General features: G+C 70.9%; 18 protein-coding genes. 10 read left to right on the top strand and 8 right to left on the bottom strand.

All coding sequences use genetic code 11. The annotated features are described in order from the left end of the window. Positions 1-53: 53 nt before the first annotated feature. A complete protein-coding gene (locus tag AC07EG_RS23755) occupies positions 54-1175 on the top strand; it encodes an erythromycin esterase family protein (RefSeq protein ID WP_478255356.1) in 1122 nt (373 codons plus the stop codon). A 67-nt stretch (positions 1176-1242) separates the two neighbouring features. Here the strand turns inward: AC07EG_RS23755 and AC07EG_RS23750 are convergent, their stop codons facing one another. Both AC07EG_RS23750 and AC07EG_RS23745 read right to left on the bottom strand, forming a co-directional pair. Continuing rightward, a complete protein-coding gene (locus tag AC07EG_RS23750; RefSeq protein WP_478255355.1) occupies positions 1243-1995 on the bottom strand; it encodes a thioesterase II family protein in 753 nt (250 codons plus the stop codon). A gap of 22 nt (positions 1996-2017) precedes the next feature. Then, positions 2018-3433, bottom strand: a complete 1416-nt coding sequence (locus AC07EG_RS23745) for an acyl-CoA carboxylase subunit beta (protein WP_478255354.1) — start codon at positions 3431-3433, stop codon at positions 2018-2020. Positions 3434-3692: 259 nt separating this feature from the next. Between AC07EG_RS23745 and AC07EG_RS23740 the strand changes: the two genes are divergently transcribed. From AC07EG_RS23740 to AC07EG_RS23730, 3 genes are all read left to right on the top strand, one after another. Then, positions 3693-4619 (top strand): proteasome assembly chaperone family protein, encoded by a 927-nt coding sequence (locus AC07EG_RS23740; RefSeq protein WP_478255353.1) that lies wholly within the window; start codon positions 3693-3695, stop codon positions 4617-4619. A gap of 84 nt (positions 4620-4703) precedes the next feature. Further along, the gene (locus AC07EG_RS23735) at positions 4704-6251 is read left to right on the top strand and encodes an alpha/beta hydrolase (RefSeq protein ID WP_478255352.1); all 1548 of its coding nucleotides are present in this window, start codon (positions 4704-4706) and stop codon (positions 6249-6251) included. An 18-nt stretch (positions 6252-6269) separates the two neighbouring features. After that, positions 6270-7013, top strand: a complete 744-nt coding sequence (locus AC07EG_RS23730; protein ID WP_478255351.1) for an SDR family NAD(P)-dependent oxidoreductase — start codon at positions 6270-6272, stop codon at positions 7011-7013. A gap of 41 nt (positions 7014-7054) precedes the next feature. On the opposite strand, the gene AC07EG_RS23725 is transcribed toward AC07EG_RS23730, so the two are convergent. Continuing rightward, on the bottom strand, positions 7055-7798 hold the full coding sequence (locus AC07EG_RS23725) for a FadR/GntR family transcriptional regulator (RefSeq protein WP_478255350.1): 744 nt from the start codon (positions 7796-7798) through the stop codon (positions 7055-7057). A gap of 164 nt (positions 7799-7962) precedes the next feature. On the opposite strand from AC07EG_RS23725, the gene AC07EG_RS23720 reads away from it, so the two are divergent. From AC07EG_RS23720 to AC07EG_RS23710, 3 genes are read left to right on the top strand one after another with little or no spacing between them, the layout of a single operon-like run. Further along, on the top strand, positions 7963-8865 hold the full coding sequence (locus AC07EG_RS23720; RefSeq protein WP_478255349.1) for a M23 family metallopeptidase: 903 nt from the start codon (positions 7963-7965) through the stop codon (positions 8863-8865). Between the two features lie 6 nt (positions 8866-8871). Further along, the gene (locus AC07EG_RS23715; RefSeq protein ID WP_478255348.1) at positions 8872-10740 is read left to right on the top strand and encodes an exo-alpha-sialidase; all 1869 of its coding nucleotides are present in this window, start codon (positions 8872-8874) and stop codon (positions 10738-10740) included. Between the two features lie 53 nt (positions 10741-10793). Continuing rightward, positions 10794-12266 (top strand): alpha/beta hydrolase, encoded by a 1473-nt coding sequence (locus AC07EG_RS23710; RefSeq protein ID WP_478255347.1) that lies wholly within the window; start codon positions 10794-10796, stop codon positions 12264-12266. Between the two features lie 50 nt (positions 12267-12316). Here the strand turns inward: AC07EG_RS23710 and AC07EG_RS23705 are convergent, their stop codons facing one another. Both AC07EG_RS23705 and AC07EG_RS23700 read right to left on the bottom strand, forming a co-directional pair. Beyond that, positions 12317-13552 (bottom strand): hypothetical protein, encoded by a 1236-nt coding sequence (locus AC07EG_RS23705; RefSeq protein WP_478255346.1) that lies wholly within the window; start codon positions 13550-13552, stop codon positions 12317-12319. A 76-nt stretch (positions 13553-13628) separates the two neighbouring features. Next, positions 13629-16586 carry an AfsR/SARP family transcriptional regulator gene (locus AC07EG_RS23700; protein ID WP_478255345.1) on the bottom strand — a complete coding sequence of 986 codons (2958 nt, stop codon included), beginning with the start codon at positions 16584-16586 and terminating at the stop codon, positions 13629-13631. Positions 16587-16738: 152 nt separating this feature from the next. On the opposite strand from AC07EG_RS23700, the gene AC07EG_RS23695 reads away from it, so the two are divergent. Further along, a complete protein-coding gene (locus AC07EG_RS23695; RefSeq protein WP_478255344.1) occupies positions 16739-17641 on the top strand; it encodes a hypothetical protein in 903 nt (300 codons plus the stop codon). Position 17642: 1 nt separating this feature from the next. Here AC07EG_RS23695 and AC07EG_RS23690 read toward each other — a convergent pair whose 3' ends face one another. Both AC07EG_RS23690 and AC07EG_RS23685 read right to left on the bottom strand, forming a co-directional pair. Then, entirely contained in the window at positions 17643-18065 is a 423-nt protein-coding gene (locus AC07EG_RS23690; protein WP_478255343.1) for a cold-shock protein, read from the bottom strand. 1005 nt (positions 18066-19070) lie between these two features. Then, the gene (locus AC07EG_RS23685) at positions 19071-20015 is read right to left on the bottom strand and encodes a methionyl-tRNA formyltransferase (RefSeq protein ID WP_478255342.1); all 945 of its coding nucleotides are present in this window, start codon (positions 20013-20015) and stop codon (positions 19071-19073) included. A gap of 207 nt (positions 20016-20222) precedes the next feature. On the opposite strand from AC07EG_RS23685, the gene AC07EG_RS23680 reads away from it, so the two are divergent. Both AC07EG_RS23680 and AC07EG_RS23675 read left to right on the top strand, forming a co-directional pair. After that, the gene (locus AC07EG_RS23680; RefSeq protein WP_478255341.1) at positions 20223-21566 is read left to right on the top strand and encodes a lysine N(6)-hydroxylase/L-ornithine N(5)-oxygenase family protein; all 1344 of its coding nucleotides are present in this window, start codon (positions 20223-20225) and stop codon (positions 21564-21566) included. Between the two features lie 19 nt (positions 21567-21585). Then, a complete protein-coding gene (locus AC07EG_RS23675) occupies positions 21586-21780 on the top strand; it encodes an MbtH family protein (protein WP_478255340.1) in 195 nt (64 codons plus the stop codon). 66 nt (positions 21781-21846) lie between these two features. Here AC07EG_RS23675 and AC07EG_RS23670 read toward each other — a convergent pair whose 3' ends face one another. Further along, positions 21847-22905 (bottom strand): iron-siderophore ABC transporter substrate-binding protein, encoded by a 1059-nt coding sequence (locus tag AC07EG_RS23670; protein WP_478255339.1) that lies wholly within the window; start codon positions 22903-22905, stop codon positions 21847-21849. Positions 22906-22943 lie beyond the last annotated feature (38 nt).

The raw sequence follows: 22943 nt of genomic DNA, 5'->3' as shown, positions 1-22943 counted from the left end.
GGCTGTTCTGTCTTGGAGTCTCAACTGAGTTTTCAGCGATACGCTTGACGCTCATGACTCAGCAGATCCACAACTTCCTCACCCCGTCCTGCCGCCTGCTCGCCTTCGGGGAACCGACGCACCAGGAACCGGCGTTCGGCCGGGTCCGCAACGAACTGCTCGCCCAGCTGACCGGGCACGGTTTCCGGTCGATCGCCGTCGAGTCCGACCGGGTCGCCGGGCTCCTGGTGAACGACTACGTCCAAGGCGGAGAAGGCGACCTCGACGCGGTGCTGCGCGACGGCTTCTCGCACGGGCTGGGAGAACTCGAACCCAATCGGCAGCTGGTCACGTGGATGCGCGAGTACAACGCGGACCGGTCACCGGCCGACCGCCTGACCTTCCACGGTTTCGACGCCCCGACCGAGATGATGAGCGCGCCCAGCCCGCGGACCTACCTCGAACACGCCCGCGACTACCTCGGGCTCGACCTCGACCTGACGAGCCTGGCCGGGGACGACGACCGGTGGAGCCGCACCGAAGCGATCCTGGACCCGGCCGAGTCGGTCGGCGCCACCGCCGAAGCCGCCCGGCTGACCACCATCGCCGACGACCTGCTCACCGCGCTCCACGCGCGGGCACCGGAACTCATCACCACCACGTCCCGCGACGCGTGGAACCGCGCCAGGACCCACCTCACCGCGGGACTCGCGCTGCTGCGCTACCACCGGGAGTCCGCCCGGCCGAACCCCGACCAGGGCGACCGGATCTCGCGGCTGTCGGGTGTCCGGGACGCCATCATGGCCCAGAACCTGCTCGACGTGCGTGACCTCGAAACCGGCCGCGGCGGGACCCTGGTGTTCGCGCACAACCAGCACCTGCAGCGGAACCAGAGCATCTGGCAGCTGGCGGAGATGGCGGTGAGCTGGTCGTGCGCCGGTGCGGTGGTGTCGGCGCTGCTCGGTGCGGAGTACACCTTCGTCGCCGGCAGCCTGGGCCGCAGCGACGCCATCGGCTTGGGCGACCCCGCCGCGGACACCTACGAAGGCACCCTGCGGTTCACGGAGTGGGGCCTGCTCCCGGCCACCTCCGTCGCCCCGGCCCGCACCCGCACCGACACCACTCCGCCGCAGGGCTACTTCCCACTGGACCAGGCACTGGTGGACAGCGCGGACGCCATCCTGCACATCCCCTGAGTTCCCGGCTCCGGCGCAGGACAGCGCCAACGCTGTCCTGCGCTTTCCCCGAACGCGGACGCAGCCGCTAGATGCGGCTCGAACTCAGCTGCTTCGAGATGGTGTCGATGACCGCCGGGGAGTGCTCGTTCAGGTAGAAGTGGCCACCGGGGAAGACCTTCAGCTCGAACGGCCCACTGGTGTGCCGTTCCCACCCGGCGGCCTCCTCCACCGTCGCCTTGGGGTCGTCGTCGCCGACCATGGCGAACACCGGGCAGCTCAGGTCCGGGCCCTCGGCGTAGCGGTAGGTCTCGGCGGCGCGGTAGTCGGCGCGGATGGCGGGCAGCACCATCTTCACGATCTCGTCGTCCCCGAGCAGCGCCTGCTCCGTGCCCGCCAGGCTGCGCACGTTGGCCAGCAGCTCGGCGTCCGAACCCTCGTGGAACCGCTCGTCCCGGTGGGTGGACGGGGCGCGGCGCCCCGAGGCGAACAACGCCGACGGCACCACACCGCGCTTCTCCAGCCGCCGCGCCACCTCGAAGCCGAGCGTGGCGCCCATGCTGTGGCCGAAGATGGCCAGCGGCCGGTCGGTCCAGCCGTCGATCGCCTCGGTCACCCGGTCGGCGAGCACCTCGATGCGGTCGATCAGCGGTTCCGTGCGCCGGTCCTGCCTGCCGGGGTACTGCACGGCGAGCACCTCGATGCCCGGTGACAGCGATCGCGAGACCGGGAAGAAGTAGCTGGCCGAGCCACCCGCGTGCGGCAGGCACAGCAGCCGTTGCGGGGCGGCAGGCGCGGGGTGGAACCGGCGTACCCAGTCCTCGGCGGCACTCGCGGTCATGCTCCGTCCCTTCGGTCGAGTCTCAGAGCGGGATGTTCCCGTGGTGTCCCCGTCCGGCGGGCGCGGCGGCCAGCGCCTGGACGAGCCTGGCTCGAGTATTCGACGGATCGATGACTTCGTCCACCACCCCGATCGCCATCGCCCGGCCCACGCCACCGGCGATCCGCTGCTGTTCGGCCACCAGCCCGGCCTTCAGCTCCTCGCGTTCGTGCTCGGCCGCGGCGGCCAGCTTCTTGCGGTGCAGGATGCCCACCGCGGCCTCCGCGCCCATCACCGCCACTTCGGCATCCGGCCAGGCGAACACCGCCGTGGCACCGAGAGAGCGCGAGTTCATCGCGATGTAGGCACCGCCGTAGGACTTCCGCGTGATGAGCGTGACGCGCGGGATGACGGCCTCGGCGAAGGCGTGCAGCAGCTTCGCGCCACGCCGCACGACGCCGTCCCACTCCTGCCCGACACCCGGCAGGTAACCGGGGACGTCGACGAGCACGATTAGGGGAATCCCTAGGGCGTCACACAGCCGCACGAACCGCGAAGCCTTCTCCGCGGACAGCGAATCGAGACAGCCGCCCTTGCGCAGCGGGTTGTTCGCGATGACCCCGATCGACCGCCCGCCGAGGCGCCCGAAGCCGATCACCACGTTCGGCGCCCACTTCGCCTGCAACTCGGTGAAGTCGTTGTCGTCGAGCAGCCCGCGGATCAGCGGGTGCACCGGGTACGCCCGCCGCGGCGACTCCGGCAGGAACGCCTTGAGGTCGCGTGGTTCCTGAACCTTGGCCAGGTCGAACAACCCGGGCCGGGTGAAGTAACCGGTGAGCTTGCGCGCGCTGGCATAGGCGTCCTCCTCGGTGGGCACGGTCACGTGCACCACCCCGGAGCGCTTGCCGTGGGCCTCCGGACCGCCGAGCCCCGCCATGTCGATCTGCTCGCCGGTGACGCTGCGCACCACGTCCGGCCCGGTCACGAAGACCCGCCCGGATTCGGCCATCACGATCACGTCGGTCAGCGCCGGCCCGTAGGCGGCGGCTCCGGCGGCGGGCCCGAGCACCACGGACAGCTGCGGGACCTTGCCCGACGCCCTGGTCATCGCGGCGAACATGCGCCCGACGCCGTCCATCGACTCCACGCCGTCGGCCAGCTTCGCGCCACCGGAGTGCCACAGCCCGAGCACCGGCCGCCGTTCGCGCACCGCGGTCTCGATGGCGGCGATGATGTGGTCCGCGCCCGCCGCCCCCAGCGAACCGCCCATCCGGGTCGCGTCGGTGCAGTAGACGATCACCGTGGCGCCGTCGATGCGCCCGCGCACGGAGAACACGCCGCTGTCGTCGGCGGGCTGCAACGGGGTGATCGAGTCCTCGTCCAGCAGCTTCGCCAGGCGGACGGTGGGGTGCCGGTGGTCGGTGGTTGCGGTTTCGCCGGGTGTGGCCGTCAGTGACATCGGTGTTTTCTCCGCCCGCGAAATCGGTGGACTGGCTGGCCAAGGGGGATACTGTGACCAGGCTTCAAAGTGGCAGGCGGGGTCGAGGCGGACAACCCCCTACCCACGCCGTGCGGGCGGCGTAGGGGCCGGTTCGGGGGGTGCGGGCGACCTGGCAGGCTGGACGCCGCCGGGTGCGGTTGGAGCCCGGGTGGGATGAACCGGCCACCGTTCGGCGTTGTAGCCGGAACGGGCGGCAGACGAGTTGCAGGAGGCGGTAGTGGCGCTGGATCCGGACGAACTGTACGAGGTGGACTCCGATGTCCCGGACCTGTCCGGGACCGTGCTCCTGCACCACTTCGACGGGTTCGTCGACGCCGGCTCGGCCGGCGGGCTGGTGGCCGAGCAGCTGCTGGGCGAGTTCGCGCACCGGGTGGTCGCGCGGTTCGACGTGGACCGCCTGATCGACTACCGCGCCCGCCGCCCGCCGATGATCTACGTCACCGACCACTGGGCGGAGTACCGGGCGCCGGAACTGGTGGTCAACCTGCTGCACGACCACGACGGCACCCCGTTCCTGCTGCTCACCGGCCCCGAACCGGACCGGGAGTGGGAGCTGTTCTGCACCGCGGTGCGCCGGCTGGTGCAGCGCTGGGGCGTGCGGCTGAGCGTGGGCTTCCACGGCATCCCGATGGGCGTGCCGCACACCCGGCCGCTCGGGCTGACCGCGCACGCGACCCGGCCGGAACTGGTCGGCGGGTACCAGCCGCTCTCGGACCGGCTCAAGGTGCCGGGCAGCATCGCCGGGCTGCTGGAGCTGCGCCTCGGTGAGCACGGTCACGACGCGATGGGTTTCGCCGCGCACGTGCCGCACTACCTCGCGCAAGCCTCCTACGCCGCCGCCGGGCTCACCCTGCTCGAAGCCGTCGCCGACGCGACCGGGCTGGCGCTGCCCGCGGACGCCATGCGCGAATCGGCCCGCACCACCGACGCCGAGATCGACCGCCAGGTCCAGGAGTCCGAAGAGGTGGCCGACGTGGTGCGCGCGCTGGAACGCCAGTACGACACCTTCGCCGACGCGGAAGCCGAGAAGGACAGCCTGCTCGCCGAGACCGTGGAGCACATGCCCACCGCCGACGAACTGGGCTCGGCCTTCGAGCAGTTCCTCGCCGACCAGCAGGGCCCGCCGCGCCCGGAATCCCCCTAGCTTTCAGCCCTCCGTTAAACCCCCGACGGATGCCCGCGCGCTGGTTAGCATCCGGCTGTTCGGCTGATGAATTTTGGGGGTTCGATGAGGAAGCTGCGCACCGTCGTGCTGACGGTGGCGTTGACGGCCGGGGTGGTGACCGGGTTCGCCGCACCCGCCGGTGCCAAGCCGGGGCTGGCCTTCGGGGCCTGCCCGGCCGACCTGGCCACCGCCTACCCGGCGATGACCTGCACCACGGTGCAGGTGCCGCTGGACTACGGCAAGCCGTTCGGGCAGCAGGTGTCGCTGCTGGTGTCGAAGGTCCCGGCCAAGGACCCGGCGAAGCGGCGGGGTTCGCTGTTCGTCAACCCGGGCGGTCCCGGTGGTGGCGCGGCGGAGTACGTCGGCAGGCTGGCCAAACCGGACGCCGCGGGAGCCACGCGGCTGCCGCGGGAGGTGCTCGAGACCTACGACCTGATCGGCATGGACCCGCGCGGGGTCGAGCACAGCTCGCCGATCAGCTGCGTGCCACCGGACTACTTCCAGGCCCCGCAGCCCGATCCGGACGCCGCCGCCTCGCGCACGGAGTACTGGAAGGTGTGGGGCGGGTACGCGCGGGAGTGCGGCGAGCAGCTGAAGAACGTGCTGCCGCACCTGGGCACCCGGAACGTGGCCAGGGACATGGACCGCGTGCGCGCCGGGCTCGGTGAGGAGCAGATCTCGTTCCTCGGCTTCTCCTACGGTTCCTACCTCGGCCCGGTCTACGGCGAGCTGTTCCCCGGCCGCATCGACCGGATCGTGCTCGACGGCCTGATGAACCCGGAACCGGAGCAGCTGTTCTACGAGGCCGGTTTCGCGCAGTCGCCCGCCATGCAGCAGCGCGTCGAGGACTGGCTGGCCTGGATCGCGAAGTACGACCAGGTGTTCGGGCTCGGCGGCACCGTCGAGCAGACGCGGGCGGCGTGGAACCGGACGCTGGCCGAGTTCCGCGCGAACCCGCACGGCCAGGTGGGTGCGTCCGAACTGCTCGGCGCCGTGTTCGGCACGATGTACGCCGAAGCGGGCTGGGAAGGGCTCGCGCACGCGCTGAGCGACTACGTCAACGACGGCGACGACCGGGCCCTGCTCGACTGGGCCACACCGGTGCCGTCCGAAGCCGGTGAACAGGCCACCGCCATCTTCAACGCGGTCAGCTGCGTCGACTCGCCGTGGCCCGCCGACCGGGCGGTGTGGGAGGCGCGGGCCGCCGAGGTCGCCAAGACCTCGCAGTTCGCCTGGTACAACATGTGGTCGAGCACCGCGTGCCAGAGCTGGCCGGCGCCCGCCGAGCCGCGGGTGAAGATCACCGGCAAGGGGCTGCCGAAGGCGCTGCTGTTCCAGACCGAGAAGGACCCGGCCACGCCGTACGCCGGGGCGCTGAAGCTGCACCAGGCCCTGCCGGGCTCGGTGCTGGTGACCGAACGGGACTCCGGCAAGCACTGCGTGTTCGCCAACCCGCTCTCAGCCACCAACGCCGACGCGCAGCGGATCGGCGCGGACTACCTGGTGCGCGGCATCCTGCCGGGTGCGGACACCAGCATCCCCGGGCACGCGCTGCCGGTGCCGACCGGCACCCCGGCGCTGACCACCGCGCCCGTGGCCGCCGTCGCCTGATCCGGCACACTGCTCCGCGTGAGCGGAACAGTGGTGGTCCTCGGCGGGCGCAGTGAGATCGGCCTCGCGGTCGCCGAACGGCTGGTCGCGGGCGGCGCCCGCACGGTGGTACTGGCGGCGCGGCGCAGTGCGGACCTCGATGAGCAGGAGGCCGCGCTGCGCCGTGCCGGTGCCACCACCGTCGACCGCGTCGAGTTCGACGCCGACGACGTGGCCCGGCACCGCGAAGTGCTCGACGGCATCGTCGAACGGCACGGCGAACTGGACGTGGTGGTCACCGCCTTCGGCGTCCTCGGCGACCAGGCCCGCGCGGAGGCTCAAGCCGAGCACGCGCTCGCCGTGCTCCACACCGACTACGTGGCTCACGTCTCGGTGCTGACCGAACTGGCGAACCTGCTGCGGGCGCAGCGCAGCGGCAGCCTGGTGGTGTTCTCCTCGGTGGCCGGGGTGCGCGTGCGCCGGGCGAACTACGTCTACGGCTCGGCGAAGGCCGGTCTCGACGGCTTCGCGAGCGGCTTGGCCGATGCGCTGACCGGCAGCGGGGTGCGGTTGCTGCTGGTGCGGCCGGGTTTTGTGATCGGCAGGATGACCGAGGGCATGAGCCCGGCACCGTTCTCGAGCACGCCGGATCAGGTGGCCGATGCGACGGTCCGGGCCCTGCGCCGTGGTCGTGGTGAGGTGTGGGTGCCCGGTGTGCTGCGCCCGATCTTCGCGATCATGCGTCACCTGCCGCGAGCCGTCTGGCGCCGGCTGCCCAGGTAGGCCGCGCGCGCAGCGCTCCTTTGCCGGCGGTGGCGGGTGGGCTAGGCGAGTCGGCGCCGCAAGGAGATCAGGCGGGCGATGCCCAGGTTCACGTGTGCTTCGGCACGTGAGCGCGCCACATTCCCCTCACCGTTTTCGATGGCGGTCAGGATGCCGCTGTGCTGCTCGACCGACGCGCCGAGGTCGGGGCTGTCACCGCACGCCGGCAGCCACAGCAGCTCACCGACCTCACCCTGCAGCGCGATCTCGTCCCGGGTCAGCCGGTTCGACTGCGCCGCCGCCGCGATGCCGACGTGGAACCGGGCGTCCGCCCGCCGCCGCTCCCCGATGGTCCTGGCCCCCGCCAGGTGCCCGACCAGCTTCCCGAGCAGCTGCAGCTGATCGGGACCCGCCCGTTCCGCGGCCAGCCGGGCCGCCGCACCCGACACCGCCGCGTGGTGGTCACCGATCTCCCGCAGGTCGCGCGGTCCCAGTTCCCCGAGCAGGGCCCGCATCCGCGCCGCCGACGGCTCCACCGGGGTGCGCACGAAACTGCCGCCGCCGCGCCCGCGCCGCGTCTCCAGCAACCCCTGCTCCCGCAGCGACGACAACGCCTCGCGCAGCGTCACCGTGGACACCTTCAGCGAGCAGGCCAGCGCCGACTCGCTGGGCAGCTGCTCGCCGTCGGTGATCAGGCCGAGGCCGATCGCCCGGCTGATCCGCTGCGCCACCACGTCCACCCGGCCGCCCTCGCGCAGCGGCCCGAAGATCGCCTGCCGCGGTGCCCCGGTCAACCCTCCGCTCACCCGCCTGTCTCCTTCCCGGCCGGGCCGAAGGTAACCAGCCGGGCTTAGAAACACCTTGGGCGCGCTCCACCGGCGGCAAAACCCCAGCTCCACGGCTTGTACGCGATTTATGCGCCGGTCGAAGAAGCTGAGCGGGCAGGTAGCCGCCGGAGAAGGGACCCTCGATGAGAGCCAGACGCGTGCTCGCCGCCGGTTTCGGGTTGCTGGCGGGACTGGCGGGCGTGGTCGCCACCGCGTCGCCGGCCGCGGCCGCCGGACCCCAGCCCGGCTTCCAGCTGCCCTTCCCGTGCAACCAGTCCTGGAACGGCGACAACGACAACTCCAGCGCGCACCGCGCCCACGAGATCGACTTCAACCGCGGCAGCACCCCCAACGCCGACCTCGGCGACACCGTCGTGGCCGCCGCCGCGGGCAAGGTGGTCACCTCCGCGCACCAGGGCTCGGCCAACGGCTACGGCAACCTGGTCAAGATCGACCACGGTGGCGGCTGGTCCACCTACTACGCGCACCTGCAGACCCGTTCGGTCAGCGCCGGCGCGCAGGTGGCCCAGGGCCAGAAGATCGGCACCCTCGGCAACACCAGCAAGCCGGGCAACAACATCAGCCCCCACCTGCACTACGAGGTCCGCACCACCGACAGCGCCTACCCGGCCAACATCAAGAAGGCCTACTTCGACGGCGTCGCCTTCGGTTACCCGAACCAGACGCTGACCTCGAAGAACACCTGCAGCGGCGGCGGGAACCCCAACCCGTACGAGCCGGCCGAGGTCTGCGGCAGCGGGTACCGGGTGATCGACCAGGCGGAACTGGGCAGCGCGGGCACCGCCTACCTGCTCTACAACGGCACCTCGAACTGCGTCACCACGATCAAGAAGACCGGCGTCGGCACCGCCGGCGCGACCTCGGCCTTCCTGGAGGTCGAGGGCTCGGCACGCAAGTCCGACAGCGGCGGTTTCGAGTACTACGCCGGACCGGTCACCGCTTCGGCGCCGGGCCAGTGCGTCAAGTGGGGCGGTTCCGCCGGGACCGCGTCCTACGAGAGCCCGTTCGAGCACTGCGGAGCCTGAGCCGCCATGTCCGTGCAGAAGACCCGCTCCGCGTTGCTGACCGAGCTGACGTTGTTGCCGGCGCTCATCATGGGTTCGCTGGTGGCCACCCCGGCGAGCACCGCTTCGGCGGAGGCCCAGGTGGCCAGCACGCCGGTGTACCAGGAGCGGTCCGAGGGCTACGACTGCTTCCGGATCCCGGCGGTGGTGCGGGCGGGCAACGGCGACCTGCTCGCCTTCGCCGAGGGCCGCAACGGCGGCGCGGAGTTCTGCGACGACTCCGGCGACATCGACCTGGTGTACAAGCGCTCGGCCGACGGCGGGAAGACGTGGGGCCCGCTGACCGTGGTGATCGAGGGCCACGGCGACACCAAGGGCAACCCGGTGCCGATCGCCGTTCCCGGCACCGGCCGGATCGTGCTGCTGTCCACCCACGAATGCGTGAAGGCACCCGCCTGCGGCCGCAAACCCCGGGTGTCGATCAGCGACGACAACGGCGTCCACTGGTCAAATCCCCGCGAAATCACCCAGGAACTGGGGTTCAGCGCGCCACCGGCGTGGCTGGCGACCGGACCTTCGCACGGCATCGTGCTCACCCGGGGGGAGCACGAGGGCAGGCTGGTCGCCGGGCTGAACTACTCGATCGGTTCCGCGCATTCGGGCGCCCTGGTCTACAGCGACGACCAGGGCGCCACGTGGCGGCGGGGCGCGGTGGACACCCCGGCCGCTTCGCGGGAGCTGAAACCGCAGGAGATCAGCCCGGTGGAGCTGGCGGACGGCCGCCTCTACGCCGCCGCCCGCAACGACTGGAACAGCGACGGCGACCGGTGCGCCAACCAGGGCAGGGACAACCGGGCGTACGCGATCAGCTCCGACGGCGGCGGCAGCTTCTCGAAGGGGTTCACCTTCGAACCGGACCTGGTCACCCCACCGGTGCAGGGCGCCACGGTGCGCCTGCGTGCGGCCGACCAGGGTTCGCGGTACAACCGCATCCTCTTCGCCGGGCCGTCGACCTGCGACCGCCGCAAGGAACTGCGGGTCCGCACCAGCTACGACGAGGGCGCGAACTGGCAGGCGCCCGGGGTGCTGGTGTGGGGCCAGGACGCGGCGTACACCGACCTGGTGCCGTTGAGCGCGACCAGCACCGGCCTGCTGTTCGAAGCCGGGCCGGAGATGAACGCCAACGCCTCCATCCGCTGGGCCGTGCTGCCGGAGGCTTCGCTCGGCCTGCCGGACGGCGACACCGCCGGCCTCCCGACCACCCCCGACCAGGCCGGGACCAACGACGCCTACCTGCGGGGCGGCGCGGCTCCGGGCCCCGGGCGGTTCGGCAGGGCGCTGACGCTGGACGGCAAGGACGACTACCTGCAACTGCCGTTCGCCGAGGCGCTGGCCACCGGTGCCGGCGACTTCACCTGGTCCGGCTGGTTCAGCTACGGCACTTCGGCGGCGAGCCAATCCCTGTTGTGGGCCTACAACCTCGGTGAGGGCTTCAGCCAGGTGTGGTTGCGGGCCGAACCCGGCAGCAACCGCATCCGCGCGCACCTGGAGAACGGGCCGACCGGGCACGTCAACCTGGACGCACCGGCCGCGCTGAACGACAAGGAGTGGCACCACTTCGCGTTGACGCGCACCGGGGGCACGGCATCGCTGCACCTCGACGGAAAGCTCGTCGCCTCGGCGTCCGGGCTGACCGGTTCGGTGAGCCCCGGCCGCCCGTTCTCGATCCACCTCGGGCAGCGGCTGGACGGCCGGTTCCGGCTGCAGGGCTCGCTCGACGAGATCCGGCTGTACGGCCGCGCGCTGACGACCGCGGAAATCGCTGCGCTGGCAACGGGTTCCGGTCCGGCTTCGGGACTGCGGCTGCATCTGCCGCTCGAGGTGACCGGGCGATAAGCTGCTCCCAGACGTTCACGGCGCTCCCCGGAAAGCGCCGTCTGGGAGGAACTTTGCGTAGTGCAGTCAAAATCGGTGTGCTCGCCGGGGTGCTGGCGCTGCTGCCGATGGCGGGCGTGGCCACCGCGGCACCGCCGGTCGAATGGGAAACCTGCGCCGGTGCGGTCACCGGCGAATGCGCCACGCTGGAAGTGCCGATCGACTGGGCCGACCCCGCGGACGGCACCTTCGGCCTGGCCATCGGCCGGCTGCCCGCGCGGGACCGGGCCAACCGCATCGGCGTGCTGTTCGTCGCCCCCGGCGGCCCCGGTTCCTCCGGCATCGACCGGTACACGCTCAACCCGGGCATCCCGGAGAACAGCGTGCTCCGCGACCGGTTCGACATCGTCACCTTCGACCAGCGCGGGGTCAAGCGCAGCAACGAGATCCGCTGCACGCAGGAGCTGCTCGACCAGCGACCGGCGGAATACCCGGACACCGAAGCCGAATACCAGCAGCTGCTCGACTACAACCGCCGCCTCGGCGAGGACTGCCGCGAGCTGACCGGCGCGGTGTTCGACCACGTGGACACCGAAAGCGTGGTCCGCGACATCGACGCCATCCGCGTCGCGCTCGGGGAGCAGAAGCTCAGCTTCTACGGCGCCTCCTACGGCACGCAGGTCGGCCAGCAGTACGCCGAACTGTTCGGCGAGCACGTCCGCGCGATGACCATCGATTCCAACATGGACCACAGCATCACCTCCGGCGCCCGGTACATCGAAACGGCCAGCGCCGACCTCGAAGGCTCGTTCCTCGCCTTCGCCGACTGGTGCGCCAGGACACCGGACTGCGCGCTGCACGGCCAGAACGTGCGCAAGGTGTGGGACCAGCTGCACACCAGGGCCGAGGCCGGGCAGTTGCCGGTGACCGCGGAGCAGCTGCGCGGTGAGCTGATGGGCAGCATGTACTCACCGGCGGTCCAGTGGTTCCCGCTGGCCACCCGGCTCCGCGAACTGGCCGGGGGCACCGGAGCCGCGGCCGGGCCGGGCGAGCCGAAGGGGGAGACCGGGCAGAACTCCTACCAGGCCATCTGGTGCCAGGACTGGCGGTGGAACGTCAGCGGCGCCGGTGAACTGGCCCGCTACGCCGAGCGCGCGGCCAGGGTCGCACCGCACACCCGCCTCTCCCCGTTCTGGAGCGACGTCACCAACTGCCTCGGCTGGCCGTCGGAGGTGCGCAACCCGCAGCACCGCCTCGAAGTCCGCGACGCACCCCGCATCCTGATCACCAAGGCGAAGTTCGACGTGGCCACGCCCCGCGCGTGGAACTACGAGGTGGCGCGGCAGCTGCGGAACTCCGCGCTGCTGGAGTACGACGGCATCGGGCACGGGCAGTTCGGGCGGAGCACCTGCGTCCGCGAGCACGTGGAGACCTACCTGGTGTCGCTGAGGACCCCGGCCTTCGGCACGCGCTGCGCCGCGGTCTGGCCGAAGACCTCGGAAGCGGCGGAAACCTCGGCCGTGCCGGATCCGCGTCCCACCCACTAGAAAAGTGCGCAGGGCCGCCACCGCGGCGGCCCTGCGCACTTTTCGTCGGCTCAAGCACACTTCGGGGCGACGGGGTTGTCGGACCCGGTGTAGACGTAGGTGTCGGAGAGGTAGTGGCCGGGGCCGATGCGGTTCCAGATGTTGCTGGTGCCGTAGGTCCCGGTGACCGTCTCACCCTCGACGTAGCATTCGATGAGCACCTTGGCGCGGTTCGCCGCGAGCCCCTTGACCGCGGCCGTGGTGCTGCCGCCCGCCCGCACGTTCATCGGGTCACCCGCGGTCTTCACCGTGCCGCTGGGCCCGGACCCGGTCCACAGGTACGAGACGTTGACCCAGGAGTTGTCGGTCAGCTTGAGCCCGTCCCAGAAGGTGCCGTCGGCCAGGTCGATGCCCGCCGGATTGGCCGGCTTGCGGCCGAACTCGTCCTTGCCGCCGTGGTAGCCGTCCTGGTAGGCGGCCTGCGCTTCGGGTTTGCCCTGCGGCAGGTCCTTCCACATCTGCCGCTGCGACGACGGGTTCCAGTAGTCGTCCATGGTGTTCCACGGGCCGACGTCCCACACCGGCGCGTACTCGCAGCGGCTGCCGTCGGTCTTGCACACGCGCACGGTGTAGTCGCCGGCGTTCTCCGGCGCCAGTCCCCGGCGGGACGGCAGCGCGACGAAGTGGTCGCGCGACTTGATCACGTGCCCGTTGGCCGTGGTCCCGCCGACCAGGCCCTCCCGGGTGGCGAACACCCGGTAGGTCCGGGGAGCGGCCAGTTCGGCCCGCACCCGCGGTACCTCGTCCGCGGTCAGCTCGACGCTCGACACCGACGGCGCCGCGGCGGAATCCCTGGTGTAGAGGCCGATCCGGACCTGGACGGTGGTCACCGGCTCGCTCAGCACCGCCGGCTCGGCCGCGGCGGGAGTCCACTCGGTCCAGTCCTCCCCGCCGAGGTGCCCGCGCACGTCCACGTCGACCGCCGCCCCCGCGGGCACGTGCGCCGCCAGCTCGGCGGTGACCCGGTTCGCCGGCTTCGCCAGCACGTGCTCGCCGACGACCAGGTAGCCCTCGCTGATCGGCAGGTCCGGGGTGCGCTTCCAAGCCGGGTCGGCCAGCGCCAGCGCGTCACCGGCGTACCGCACGTTCAGGTCGTTGTCATCCACAGTGGACAGCGGAACGGCCCACCGGCCGGCGGGCGGCTCCGCCGCGTGCAGCGGGGTGGCCGCCAGCACCAGCGCGACCGGAGCGGCCAGCGCCACCGCGATCCGCGTCCCGCGGCCGCCGATTCTCGAGGTCCGGACCATGCCGGCCTCCCTTCCACCAGGTGGTTTCGGTCACCCGGAGTCTGCGGAGGGCTCGTACACGATCGATACAAAGAAATCACGCGGAAGCGATGTGCCTGCGCTTGCGCGCAGCCGGTCCGCCGGGCAGCTCCCGCATCCGCGCGGTCACCGCGGCCGCCTCGGTTCCAGCGGACAACTCGTGCCAGATGAACAGCGAGCGCTCGAAGTAGGCCCTGGCCCGTTCCGGCTGCCCGAGCGAGCGGTGCAGGCGGCCGAGCAGATCGGTGACCTCCGCCTCGGACCGGCGGTCGCCGTTGCGCCGGTGCACGCTCCACGAGTTCACCAGCAGCAGCTGCGCGTAGGCCAGGTCGCCGCTCTGCAGGCACAGTTCGCCGAGGTTCTGGTTCGCGTACCCGACGCAGTGGTCGTCCCCGAGCTCCTCGAAGATCGCGATCGCCCTGGTCACCTGCTCCCGGGCGGCGGAGAGGTCACCGCGCCGCTGGTGCAGCATCGCGATCCGCTTGAGCGCGTGCGCCTCGCGGTGCCGGTCCCCGATGAGCGCCGAGAGCTCGTACGCCTCACCGAACCAGCGCTCGGCTTCGTCGAACGCGTCCACCGCCAGCCAGCAGGCACCGATGGCGATCTTCGCCACCGCCTCGCCGTGCGGATCACCGGCGCGCTGGAACAACCGCAACGCCTCCACGCTGGGGTTCAACGCCTGCTCGCGCTGCCCGCTGATGCGCAGCGCACTGCCCAGCCCGGCCAGCGCGATCGCCGCGCCCCGGTCGTCCGGCACCTGGCGGCAGAGCCGGTAGGACTCCTGGAACCCGGCCACCGCTTCGGCGTAGCTGTCCTGGTACAGGTGGATCTGCCCGAGGTTGCGGTGCACGATGGCCTGCCCGAGCAGGTCACCGGTGCGCCGCGCGGCGGCCAGCGCGATGGCGTGCGTGTGCTGCCAGTCCGCCTGGTGCCCGCGCATGTCGAAGTACGGGGTGAAGGCCGCGGTCAGCCGCCACGCCAGGTCGTCCAGTCCCCACTCCGCGGCCAGCGCCACCGCCGCCACCCCGGTGCGCCGCTCGGCTTCGAACCAGGCGAGCGGTTCCCCGAGCACCGCCCCCGGATCCGGCACGCGCCAGCCATCGGGACCGCTCACCGTGTGCAGGCCGAGGAAGTGCAGCGGCAGCCGCTCGACCGCGCTGGTCGCCAGCGACAGGTAACCCTCCAGCACCCGCCGCACCACGGCCCGCCGATCCGGTTCGCTGTCGTCCACCTCGCCCTGCCTGGCCGCGTACACCCGCAGCAGGTCGTGCAGCCGGTAGTGCGGCTGGCCGTTGGTGTCGGAGCTGACCAGCTCCACCAGGTGCGCGTCGACCAGCACGTCGAGCACCCCGTCGGCCTCCTCGCGGTCGAGCACCGCGGCCACCGCCCAGCCGGGGAACAGCACCGGGCCCAGCAGGCCGAGCCCGCGGAACGCCTGCGCCGCACCCCGCTGCAGCATGTCGTAGCTCAGGGTCACGCTCGCGTGCACGGCGAGATCACCCACCTGCAGTTCGTCCAGCCTGCGCCGTTCGTTGCGCAACCGGTCGGCGAGCATCCGCAGCGTCCACGACGGCCGGTGGGTCAGCTTCGCCCCGACGATCCGGATCGCCAGCGGCAGGTAACCGCAGGCCTTGAGGATCGCCGCCGCGCTGTTCGGCTCGGCCCGCACCCGGTCGCCACCGATGATGCCGGCGAGCAACCGGATCGCGTCCTCCTCGGAGAGCACCTCGACGTCGATCGGCCGCGCCCCGTCCAGGTCCGGCAACCGCACGCGGCTGGTGACCAGCACCGCGCACGCCCCCGCCCCCGGCAGCAGCGGCCGGAGCTGCGCGGCACTGCCGGCGTCGTCGAGCACCAGGCACATCCGCCGCCGCGACAACCGCGAACGCAGCAACGCCGAGCGTTCCGCCAGCGTGCGCGGCATCACCGGATCCGGCACCCCCAGCGCCCGCAGCAACTCCGGCAGCACCTCCATCGGGGTGCGCGGCGACGGCGACGTGCCACCGAGGTCGAGGTGCAACTGCCCGTCGGGGAAGTCACCGCGGACCTCGTGCGCCACCCGCACGGCCATGCTCGACTTGCCCACCCCCGGCGCCCCCGAGAGCACCACCACGGTCGGGTCACCACCGGCCCGCTGGCGCCGCAGCAGGTCGACCAGCTCACCGATCACCTCGTCGCGGCCGGTGAAGTCGGGCAGGTCCAGCGGCAGCTGGCAGATCGGGAACGCACCGGGGGCGGGGGCCGCCGGTCTGGTCCCGGGCCTGGCACCGTGCCGGTTGGCCGCGACCAGCTTGCTGTGCAGGCCCTGCAGCCGCGGCCCCGGCTCGGTGTCGAGTTCGTCCAGCAGCACCTGCTCGACCTGGGCGTAGGCCTGGAACGCCTCGGCGTTGCGGCCGTCGGCGTCCAGCGCGATGATCAACTGCTCCCACAGCTCCTCGCGCAGCGGGTGGTCGGCGAGCAGGCCCCGCAGCTCCACGATCGCCTCGGTGTGCTGCCCCAGCTCGACCCGGGTCTTCAGCCGCTGCTCCTGGGTGGACAACCGCAGTTCGTTGAGCCGCGCCACGGTCGACCCCCAGGTGTGGCTGTGCGGCAGGTCCTCGAGCACCGCACCACGCCAGAGCGAATCGGCCTCGGTCAGCAGCGCCAGCGCCTGCTCGGGAGGCAGCTTCTGGGCACGGGCGGCGAGTTCCTGGAACCGGGTGGCGTCCAGCTCACCCGCGTCGGCGGTGAGGGTGTAGCCCGCCGACCGGCTCTGGATGCGTTCCGCGACATCCGGGGAACCCTCGGCCAGCCGCCGCCGCAACGCGTGCACGTAGGTGCGGATGTTCGCAGCCGCCGACCGCGGCGCCTTCTCCGGCCACAGCACGCCGATCAGCGCGTCCGCGGAAACCGCCACGTTCGGCTGGAGCAGCAGGGTGGCCAGCAGCAGGCGCGGCTTCGGCCCGCCCAGCGGCAGCACCTGCCCGGACACGGCGACCTCGAGCGGCCCCAGTACGCGAAACGAGATCGCAGTCAACAGCACCGCCCGCCTGGAGTAGAACAAACCGGATCGTATGGCGGTCCGTGATCTGTTGACTAGTGCCATTTGCGGGTATTTGCACCGGCGCCCGGAGTAGTGCGCTGCGAGCTTTGTACGGATCGTGTACAACCCGCTCGCTCGCTGAGCCGATGACCCCGTCCTCGATCCGCAGATCGGCGGCCGTGCTCACCGCCGCCACCGCGTTGACGCTGGTCGGTGCGGTCCCGGCGCTGGCGGCGGCACCCGGCACCGTGCAGACCGCGGGCGACCCGCTCAACGTCCGGCGCGCCCCCACCACCGCCGCCACCGTGGTCCGCACCGTGGCCAACGGCACCGCGGTCAGCATCGACTGCCAGACCACCGGCCCCCCGGTCACCGGCCCGCTCGGCACCTCCACCCTGTGGGACTACGTCCCGGCACTCGGCGGCTACCTCTCCGACACCTACGTGAAAACCGGCTCGGACGGGCGCGTCGCCCCCGACTGCGGGGTCGGCAGCGGCAGCGCCGAATGCTCCACCGGCAGCTGCGCCGCCGAAGCCCTCTTCCGCTCGTCGGACGCCCGCTTCTCGGTCTGGGACCGCGACGCCGACGGCAAGTCCGCGGTGGTGGCCTACTGGCTCAAGGGCGGCGCCGGCCCGTTCTACATCTGGAACTCCGGCGGCAACGGCACCCGGGTGGACAAGGTGGTCGGCGTGCCGGACGGCGGCTGGGTCCACTACCAGACCTGCGTCGCGGACCACTCGGCCACCGCCCCCGAGCTGGAGGCCTGCAGCGACGGCCTCACGGACTTCTCCGAACTGGTGACCACCTCGGTGACCAGCAACAGCGTCGGCTCCACCCCGCCGAGTTCGACGTGGCTGTCGCACAACCCGCACGTGAAGTACTGCCTCGGCGAACGCGGCTACGTGCGGGTGAGCACCACCCCGGCGCAACTGCGAGCCGACTTCATGCGGGTGCCCAGCGCACTGGAACTCGACCCGGCGAAGGTGCAGATCACCGCGGACCGCAGTTACGCGGTGCCGGCCGGAAGCCGGGGACTGCAGCGGGTGTGAGCTAGCGTTCCACCCAGTTGTGCGCCTGGGCCAGCTGCACCAGCTTGCGGCGGAGCAGCACGATCTGCGAGCCGGTGAGGGTGGGCGCGGTCTCCAGCATGGCCTCGGTCAGCTCCTGGCGGAACTCGGTCTGCGTGAGCAGGTCGGCCAGCCCGTCTTCGACCACCCGCGGAGCGCGGACGAGCTGGTCACCGTGGCGCGTGACGGCCGCGGCGGCATCGCGGTCGGCGAGGTGCACGTTGGACGCCTTGAGCCCGCGCCCCCCGTCCTCGACTTCGAAGGTGACCGTCATTCCAGGCTGGAACAGATGTTTTTCATCGCGAAGGTCATTCGCATGCATGAATACATCCTCGCCACCGTCATCCGGCGCGATGAAGCCGTAGCCACGCACTTCGTCGAACCGGAGGATCTTCCCTGACGTCACCCAGACCACCTCAACCCCATGCAGCGGTATGCCCTGTTCTCGAGCCGAGAACGCGGGGAAGCATACCGTCGCCGGATCACCGCGGCCATCGGAACGACCCCACCGAGTAAACGTCAGAATTAGTGCCCGGTTATGCAACATGCAATCCGAAATTTCATCGATTCGCCGGTGCCGGAAGGCTGGCGCACCAATAGAACCGCCGATGCCCTCAGTGCCGAACGGCTGCCGCGCTCACTCAACCGCCGAACTCAACCGGCCGCCACAACCGCCACACAACCAACGGCAACGGCCATCCCGCAACGGCTGCCACGCAGTCAACCGGGCCGCCACACGCAAACGGCCGCTGCACACTCAACCGGGTCGCTACACGCAACGGCTGCTACACACACTCAACCCAGCCGTCGCGCTCAACCGGCTGCCACGCCGCAACCGGCCGCCGCGCCGTAACCGGCTGCCACGCCGCAACCGCCCGCCACGCCCACACAGCGATCCCGCAATGGACTGCCGCCCTCAACCGACGAAACGCCCTCCGACCATCGCGCCCAACCACCCGCCGACTCAACCGGCCGCCCCAACCACGCAATCGAGCGCTCGACCGGCCGCCGCCTTCAATCGACTACCGCACGAACCAGCTACCGCATCCACCCGCCGACCGCGCCGAACCAGCTACCGCACCAAATTCGCTACCGCGTCGAACCGGCATCCGCACCCAGCAGGCCACCTCGCCCCGTCCTCAGGGCAGACCAGCACGCTCAATCAGCTGCCGCGCCAACGAAGCCATCAAACCAAGGCGACTCAACCACCCAAACAGCGCCACCGCCCCAATCCAAGCCGCCCAACCCCGACCGCCAACACAGGCGCCCAATCCAAGCCACCCAATTCAAGACGGCCCCCCACCCTCCCTGGGGGCGGCCCCTGCAACCACTCTACCCCGCCCCGTCCCCGGAAACGCAGGTCAAAGGCATTCTGTGGACAACCGATGCACCTGTGGACAACCCCCCGCGATCAAGGTTGCCCGGTGAGGTATCCGCCCATCGTCCGGAAGTAGTCCGTGGCCGCGAGTTCCCGATCGTCTTCGGTGCGCACCCGCTCGACCAGCAGCCCGTGGTTCCGCCCCGTCCGCGCATCCGCCCCGGCGACGATCACCACGCCATCGCCCTCCGGGATGAAGATGCGCCCCGGCGTGCCCCCGTACCGCCCCGCCGAAACCGAAGCCCGCACGATCCGCAGCCGCTCCCCGCGGTGGTAGGTGAACGCGTTCGGGTACGGGTCCGACTGGGCCCGCACCAGGCGCTCGATGTCCGCCGCCGGCCACGTCCAGTCGATCCGGCTGTCCTCGATCGCGCGCTTGTGGAAGAAGCTCGCCTTCGACCGGTCCTGCTTGACCGGCTGCACGGTCCCCGCCTCGATCTGCGCCAGCGCCTCGGTGACGATCGGGCCGATCAGGTCCACCGTGCGGTGGAACAGGTCCGTCGTGGTGTCCTTCGGCCCCACCGGGATCGCCCGCTGCAGCACGATCTCCCCGGCGTCCAGGTCCGCGTCCATCATGTGCGCGGTCACCCCGACCTCCGGCTCACCGTTGATCAACGCCCAGATCAGCGGCGAGAAACCGGCGTACGCGGGCAACAGCGAGTCGTGCACGTTGAGCGTGCCGTGCCGCGGCAGGTCGAAGATCTCCGGCGGCAGCCAGGTGCGCCAGTTGTTCGCCACGATCAGGTCCGGCGCGGCCTCGGTCAGCCTGCGCACGACCTCCTCGTCCGGCCGGTTCCGCAGGATCGTCGGGATGCCGTTCGCCTCGGCGAGATCGGCCACCGAGTCGGACCAGATCTTCTCGTAGGCGTGCTCGCTCTTCGGATGCGTCACCACCAGCACCACCTCGTGCCCGCCGTCGAGCAGGGCTTCGAGGGTGCGATGCCCCCAGGTCTGGTACCCGAACATCGCTACACGCATGAGGCTCCTCAGGGTGGACGGCTGCGCAAACCGGGGCAGTTAAGCAAGCCTTGCCTAAAGCGGGCAAGCTTGTCGAGCGGAGAGGTACATCACCCACGAACGTACTAGTAGAGGGTCGCCTAAGTTAGGTTAGGGTCCCCTGGGTAAGCGCAGGACCACGTCACCAACCCGAGGTCGCGGCCACCCCGCCGCCGGAAGAGGACAGGTATGTCAGAGACGGGAACTACGCAAGCCGAACCGCAGATCCCGGTCTACGACCTCGTCGGGGTCGGCTTCGGCCCGTCGAACCTCGCGCTCGCGATCGCCCTCGCCGAGTACAACGCGGGGCCGGGGGAGCCGGTGACGGCGCAGTTCCTCGAACGCCAGCCCCGCTTCGGCTGGCACCGCGGCATGCTCATCGAGGACGCGACCATGCAGGTCTCCTTCCTCAAGGACCTGGCCACCATGCGCAATCCGACCAGCGAGTTCAGCTTCCTCAACTACCTGCACGCCAAGGGCAGGCTGGTCGACTTCATCAACCACAAGAACCTGTTCCCGCTGCGGATCGAGTTCCACGACTACTTCGAGTGGTGCGCGGCGAAGGTCGACGACCTGGTCGCCTACGACCACGACGTGGTCGCCATCGAACCGGTCACCACCGGCGGCGACATCGACCACTTCGACGTGCGCGTGCACACCCCGTCCGGTGAGGAATCCGTATTCCGCGCCAGGAACCTGGCCATCGGCACCGGCCTGCGGCCCAACCTGCCCGAGGGCGTGGTGCCGAGCGAGCGGATCTGGCACAACCACGAACTGCTGTACCGGGTGGAGAAGCTCGAAGCCGCCGATCCCACGCGGTTCGTCGTGGTCGGCGCCGGGCAGAGCGCCGCCGAAGTGACCGCCTTCCTGCACGAACGCTTCCCGCGCGCCGAGGTGTGCTCGGTGTTCGCGCGCTACGGCTACAGCCCGGCCGACGACAGCTCGTTCGCCAACCGCATCTTCGACCCCGAGGCGGTCGACCACTTCTACGACTCGCCGGAGGCGTTCAAGCAGCGCCTCGTCGGCTACCACGCCAACACCAACTACTCCGCCGTCGACCTGGACCTGATCGACGCGCTGTACCGCCGGGTGTACCGGGAGAAGGTGCTCGGCATCGAGCGCCTGCGCATGTTCAACGTGTCCCGCCCGATCGAGGTGATCGAGACCCCGGACGGCGTGCGCGCCACGATCGCCAACCTGACCACCGGCGAGCAGACCGTGCTCGACGCGGACGCGGTCGTCTACTCCACCGGTTACCAGCCCGCCGACCCGTCGCCGCTGCTCGGGGAACTGGCCGTGTTCTGCCGCCGGGACCAGGAGGGCAGGCTGCTCATCGAGCGCGACTACCGGCTGTGCACCGGCGACGAGGTCCGTGGCGGCATCTACGTGCAGGGCGGCACCGAGCACTCGCACGGCATCACTTCGTCCCTGCTGTCCAACACCGCCATTCGCGTTGGCGAGATCCTGGACTCGCTGCTCGCGCGCCGGACGGCCAAGCCGCAGCCGGCTTACGCGGCGGCCGGGACCAGGTGAACCCCGTCAAGGAGAAACGATGAGCAACCCCTTCGACAACCCCGACGGCACGTTCTCGGTGCTGGTCAACCACGAGCAGCAGCACAGCCTGTGGCCGGAGTTCGCCGAGGTGCCGTCCGGCTGGACCGTCGCGTTTGGACCCGCCTCGCGGCAGGAGTGCCTGGACTACGTCGAGACCAACTGGACCGACCTGCGCCCGGCCTCCCTGCGCTGACCTTCCGGCACGACGAAGCGGGGCACCACACGCGTGGTGCCCCGCTTCACTCTGCCGCGCCCGGGCTCAGGAAGTGACCGGCTTGACCTCGGTGGCCGGGTTGCCGTCCACCGCCGCGGTCAGCTGCGGCACCAGCCGCTCGACCACCCACGGCACCGACAGCGGCGACACGAAGGAGATGCCGGCGCCGTACTCACTGCCCTCGTCGATCAGCACCTCGCGCTTCTCCTGCGCCACCCGCATACCCGAGTAGAGCGTGTCCTTGCTCAAGGTCGCCTGTCCCTCGGCCACCCCGGCGACGATCCACGAAAGCACGTCCACGTTGAGCAGATCGGTGCGCTCCGGGCTGATGTTCGCGCCGAACTTGTCCCCGATGACCTGGTCGAGGTTCGGCGGCAGCACAAAGCCGAGCGAAGTCAGCACCCGCGAACGCGGGTCCTCGCTGCCGTAGATGAAGTAACCCTGGTAGGTGGTCGCCATCAGGGCGCTCTTGCCCGCGAACTCCGGGTGCTCCTGCTTCACCCGGCTGAGCGTCGCCTCGACACTGGAGATGACCTCCTCACCCGCGGGGCCCCGCCCGACGGCCTTGGTGATCCGGCGGGTGCTCTCCTGCCACGGCACGCCGTAGTCCTTGTACTCCTTGGGCTGCGCCACGGTCGGCGCGATCTGCGCCAGCTTGTCGTAGTGCTCCTGGGTCAGTCCGGAGTAGAGACCGAGGATGAGGTCGGGCCGCAGCGAGGCGATCTTCTCGAACTGCGGGTCGGCGGTGCCCTTCATCACCTCGGGCAGCGGCGCGCCGTTCAGCTTCGCCGACGCCCACGGCCCGATCGCACCGGGGAACTCGCCGACGAACTCGCTGGTGGCCACCGGAACCACCCCGACCGCGAGCAGCGCGTCCTGATCGGTGTACCCGACCGTGACGATGCGCTTCGGCTCCGCCTTGATCTCCGTGGACCCGTACTTGTGCTCGATCGTCACCGGGAAGGCGGCGGCTTCGACCGGGGCGGCACCCGGGATGGTGGGCGCCGAGGGGGCTTCCTCGCTGCCGCAACCGGCGAGCGTGGCGGCGGCCACCAGCGCCGTGGTCAGCAACCCGGCGAAGCGCCGGGCCGGGGATCGATCCATCATCAGGTCCTTAGCGGTCGAACGGGCTGAGCAACTCA

It is taken from the genome of Amycolatopsis sp. NPDC045836 (assembly GCF_056431745.1).
The sequence above is the reverse complement of the archived record's forward strand: the minus strand, read 5'-3'. Positions and strand labels throughout refer to the sequence as shown.

Excerpts from the sequence above, each read along its gene's own strand:
- AC07EG_RS23755 (WP_478255356.1), top strand. The coding sequence starts at position 54 with ATGACTCAGCAGATCCACAACTTCCTCACCCCGTCCTGCCGCCTGCTC.
- AC07EG_RS23750 (WP_478255355.1), bottom strand. The coding sequence starts at position 1,995 with ATGACCGCGAGTGCCGCCGAGGACTGGGTACGCCGGTTCCACCCCGCG.
- AC07EG_RS23745 (WP_478255354.1), bottom strand. The coding sequence starts at position 3,433 with ATGTCACTGACGGCCACACCCGGCGAAACCGCAACCACCGACCACCGG.
- AC07EG_RS23735 (WP_478255352.1), top strand. The coding sequence starts at position 4,704 with ATGAGGAAGCTGCGCACCGTCGTGCTGACGGTGGCGTTGACGGCCGGG.
- AC07EG_RS23720 (WP_478255349.1), top strand. The coding sequence starts at position 7,963 with ATGAGAGCCAGACGCGTGCTCGCCGCCGGTTTCGGGTTGCTGGCGGGA.
- AC07EG_RS23715 (WP_478255348.1), top strand. The coding sequence starts at position 8,872 with ATGTCCGTGCAGAAGACCCGCTCCGCGTTGCTGACCGAGCTGACGTTG.
- AC07EG_RS23705 (WP_478255346.1), bottom strand. The coding sequence starts at position 13,552 with ATGGTCCGGACCTCGAGAATCGGCGGCCGCGGGACGCGGATCGCGGTG.
- AC07EG_RS23695 (WP_478255344.1), top strand. The coding sequence starts at position 16,739 with ATGACCCCGTCCTCGATCCGCAGATCGGCGGCCGTGCTCACCGCCGCC.
- AC07EG_RS23685 (WP_478255342.1), bottom strand. The coding sequence starts at position 20,015 with ATGCGTGTAGCGATGTTCGGGTACCAGACCTGGGGGCATCGCACCCTC.
- AC07EG_RS23680 (WP_478255341.1), top strand. The coding sequence starts at position 20,223 with ATGTCAGAGACGGGAACTACGCAAGCCGAACCGCAGATCCCGGTCTAC.
- AC07EG_RS23675 (WP_478255340.1), top strand. The coding sequence starts at position 21,586 with ATGAGCAACCCCTTCGACAACCCCGACGGCACGTTCTCGGTGCTGGTC.
- AC07EG_RS23670 (WP_478255339.1), bottom strand. The coding sequence starts at position 22,905 with ATGGATCGATCCCCGGCCCGGCGCTTCGCCGGGTTGCTGACCACGGCG.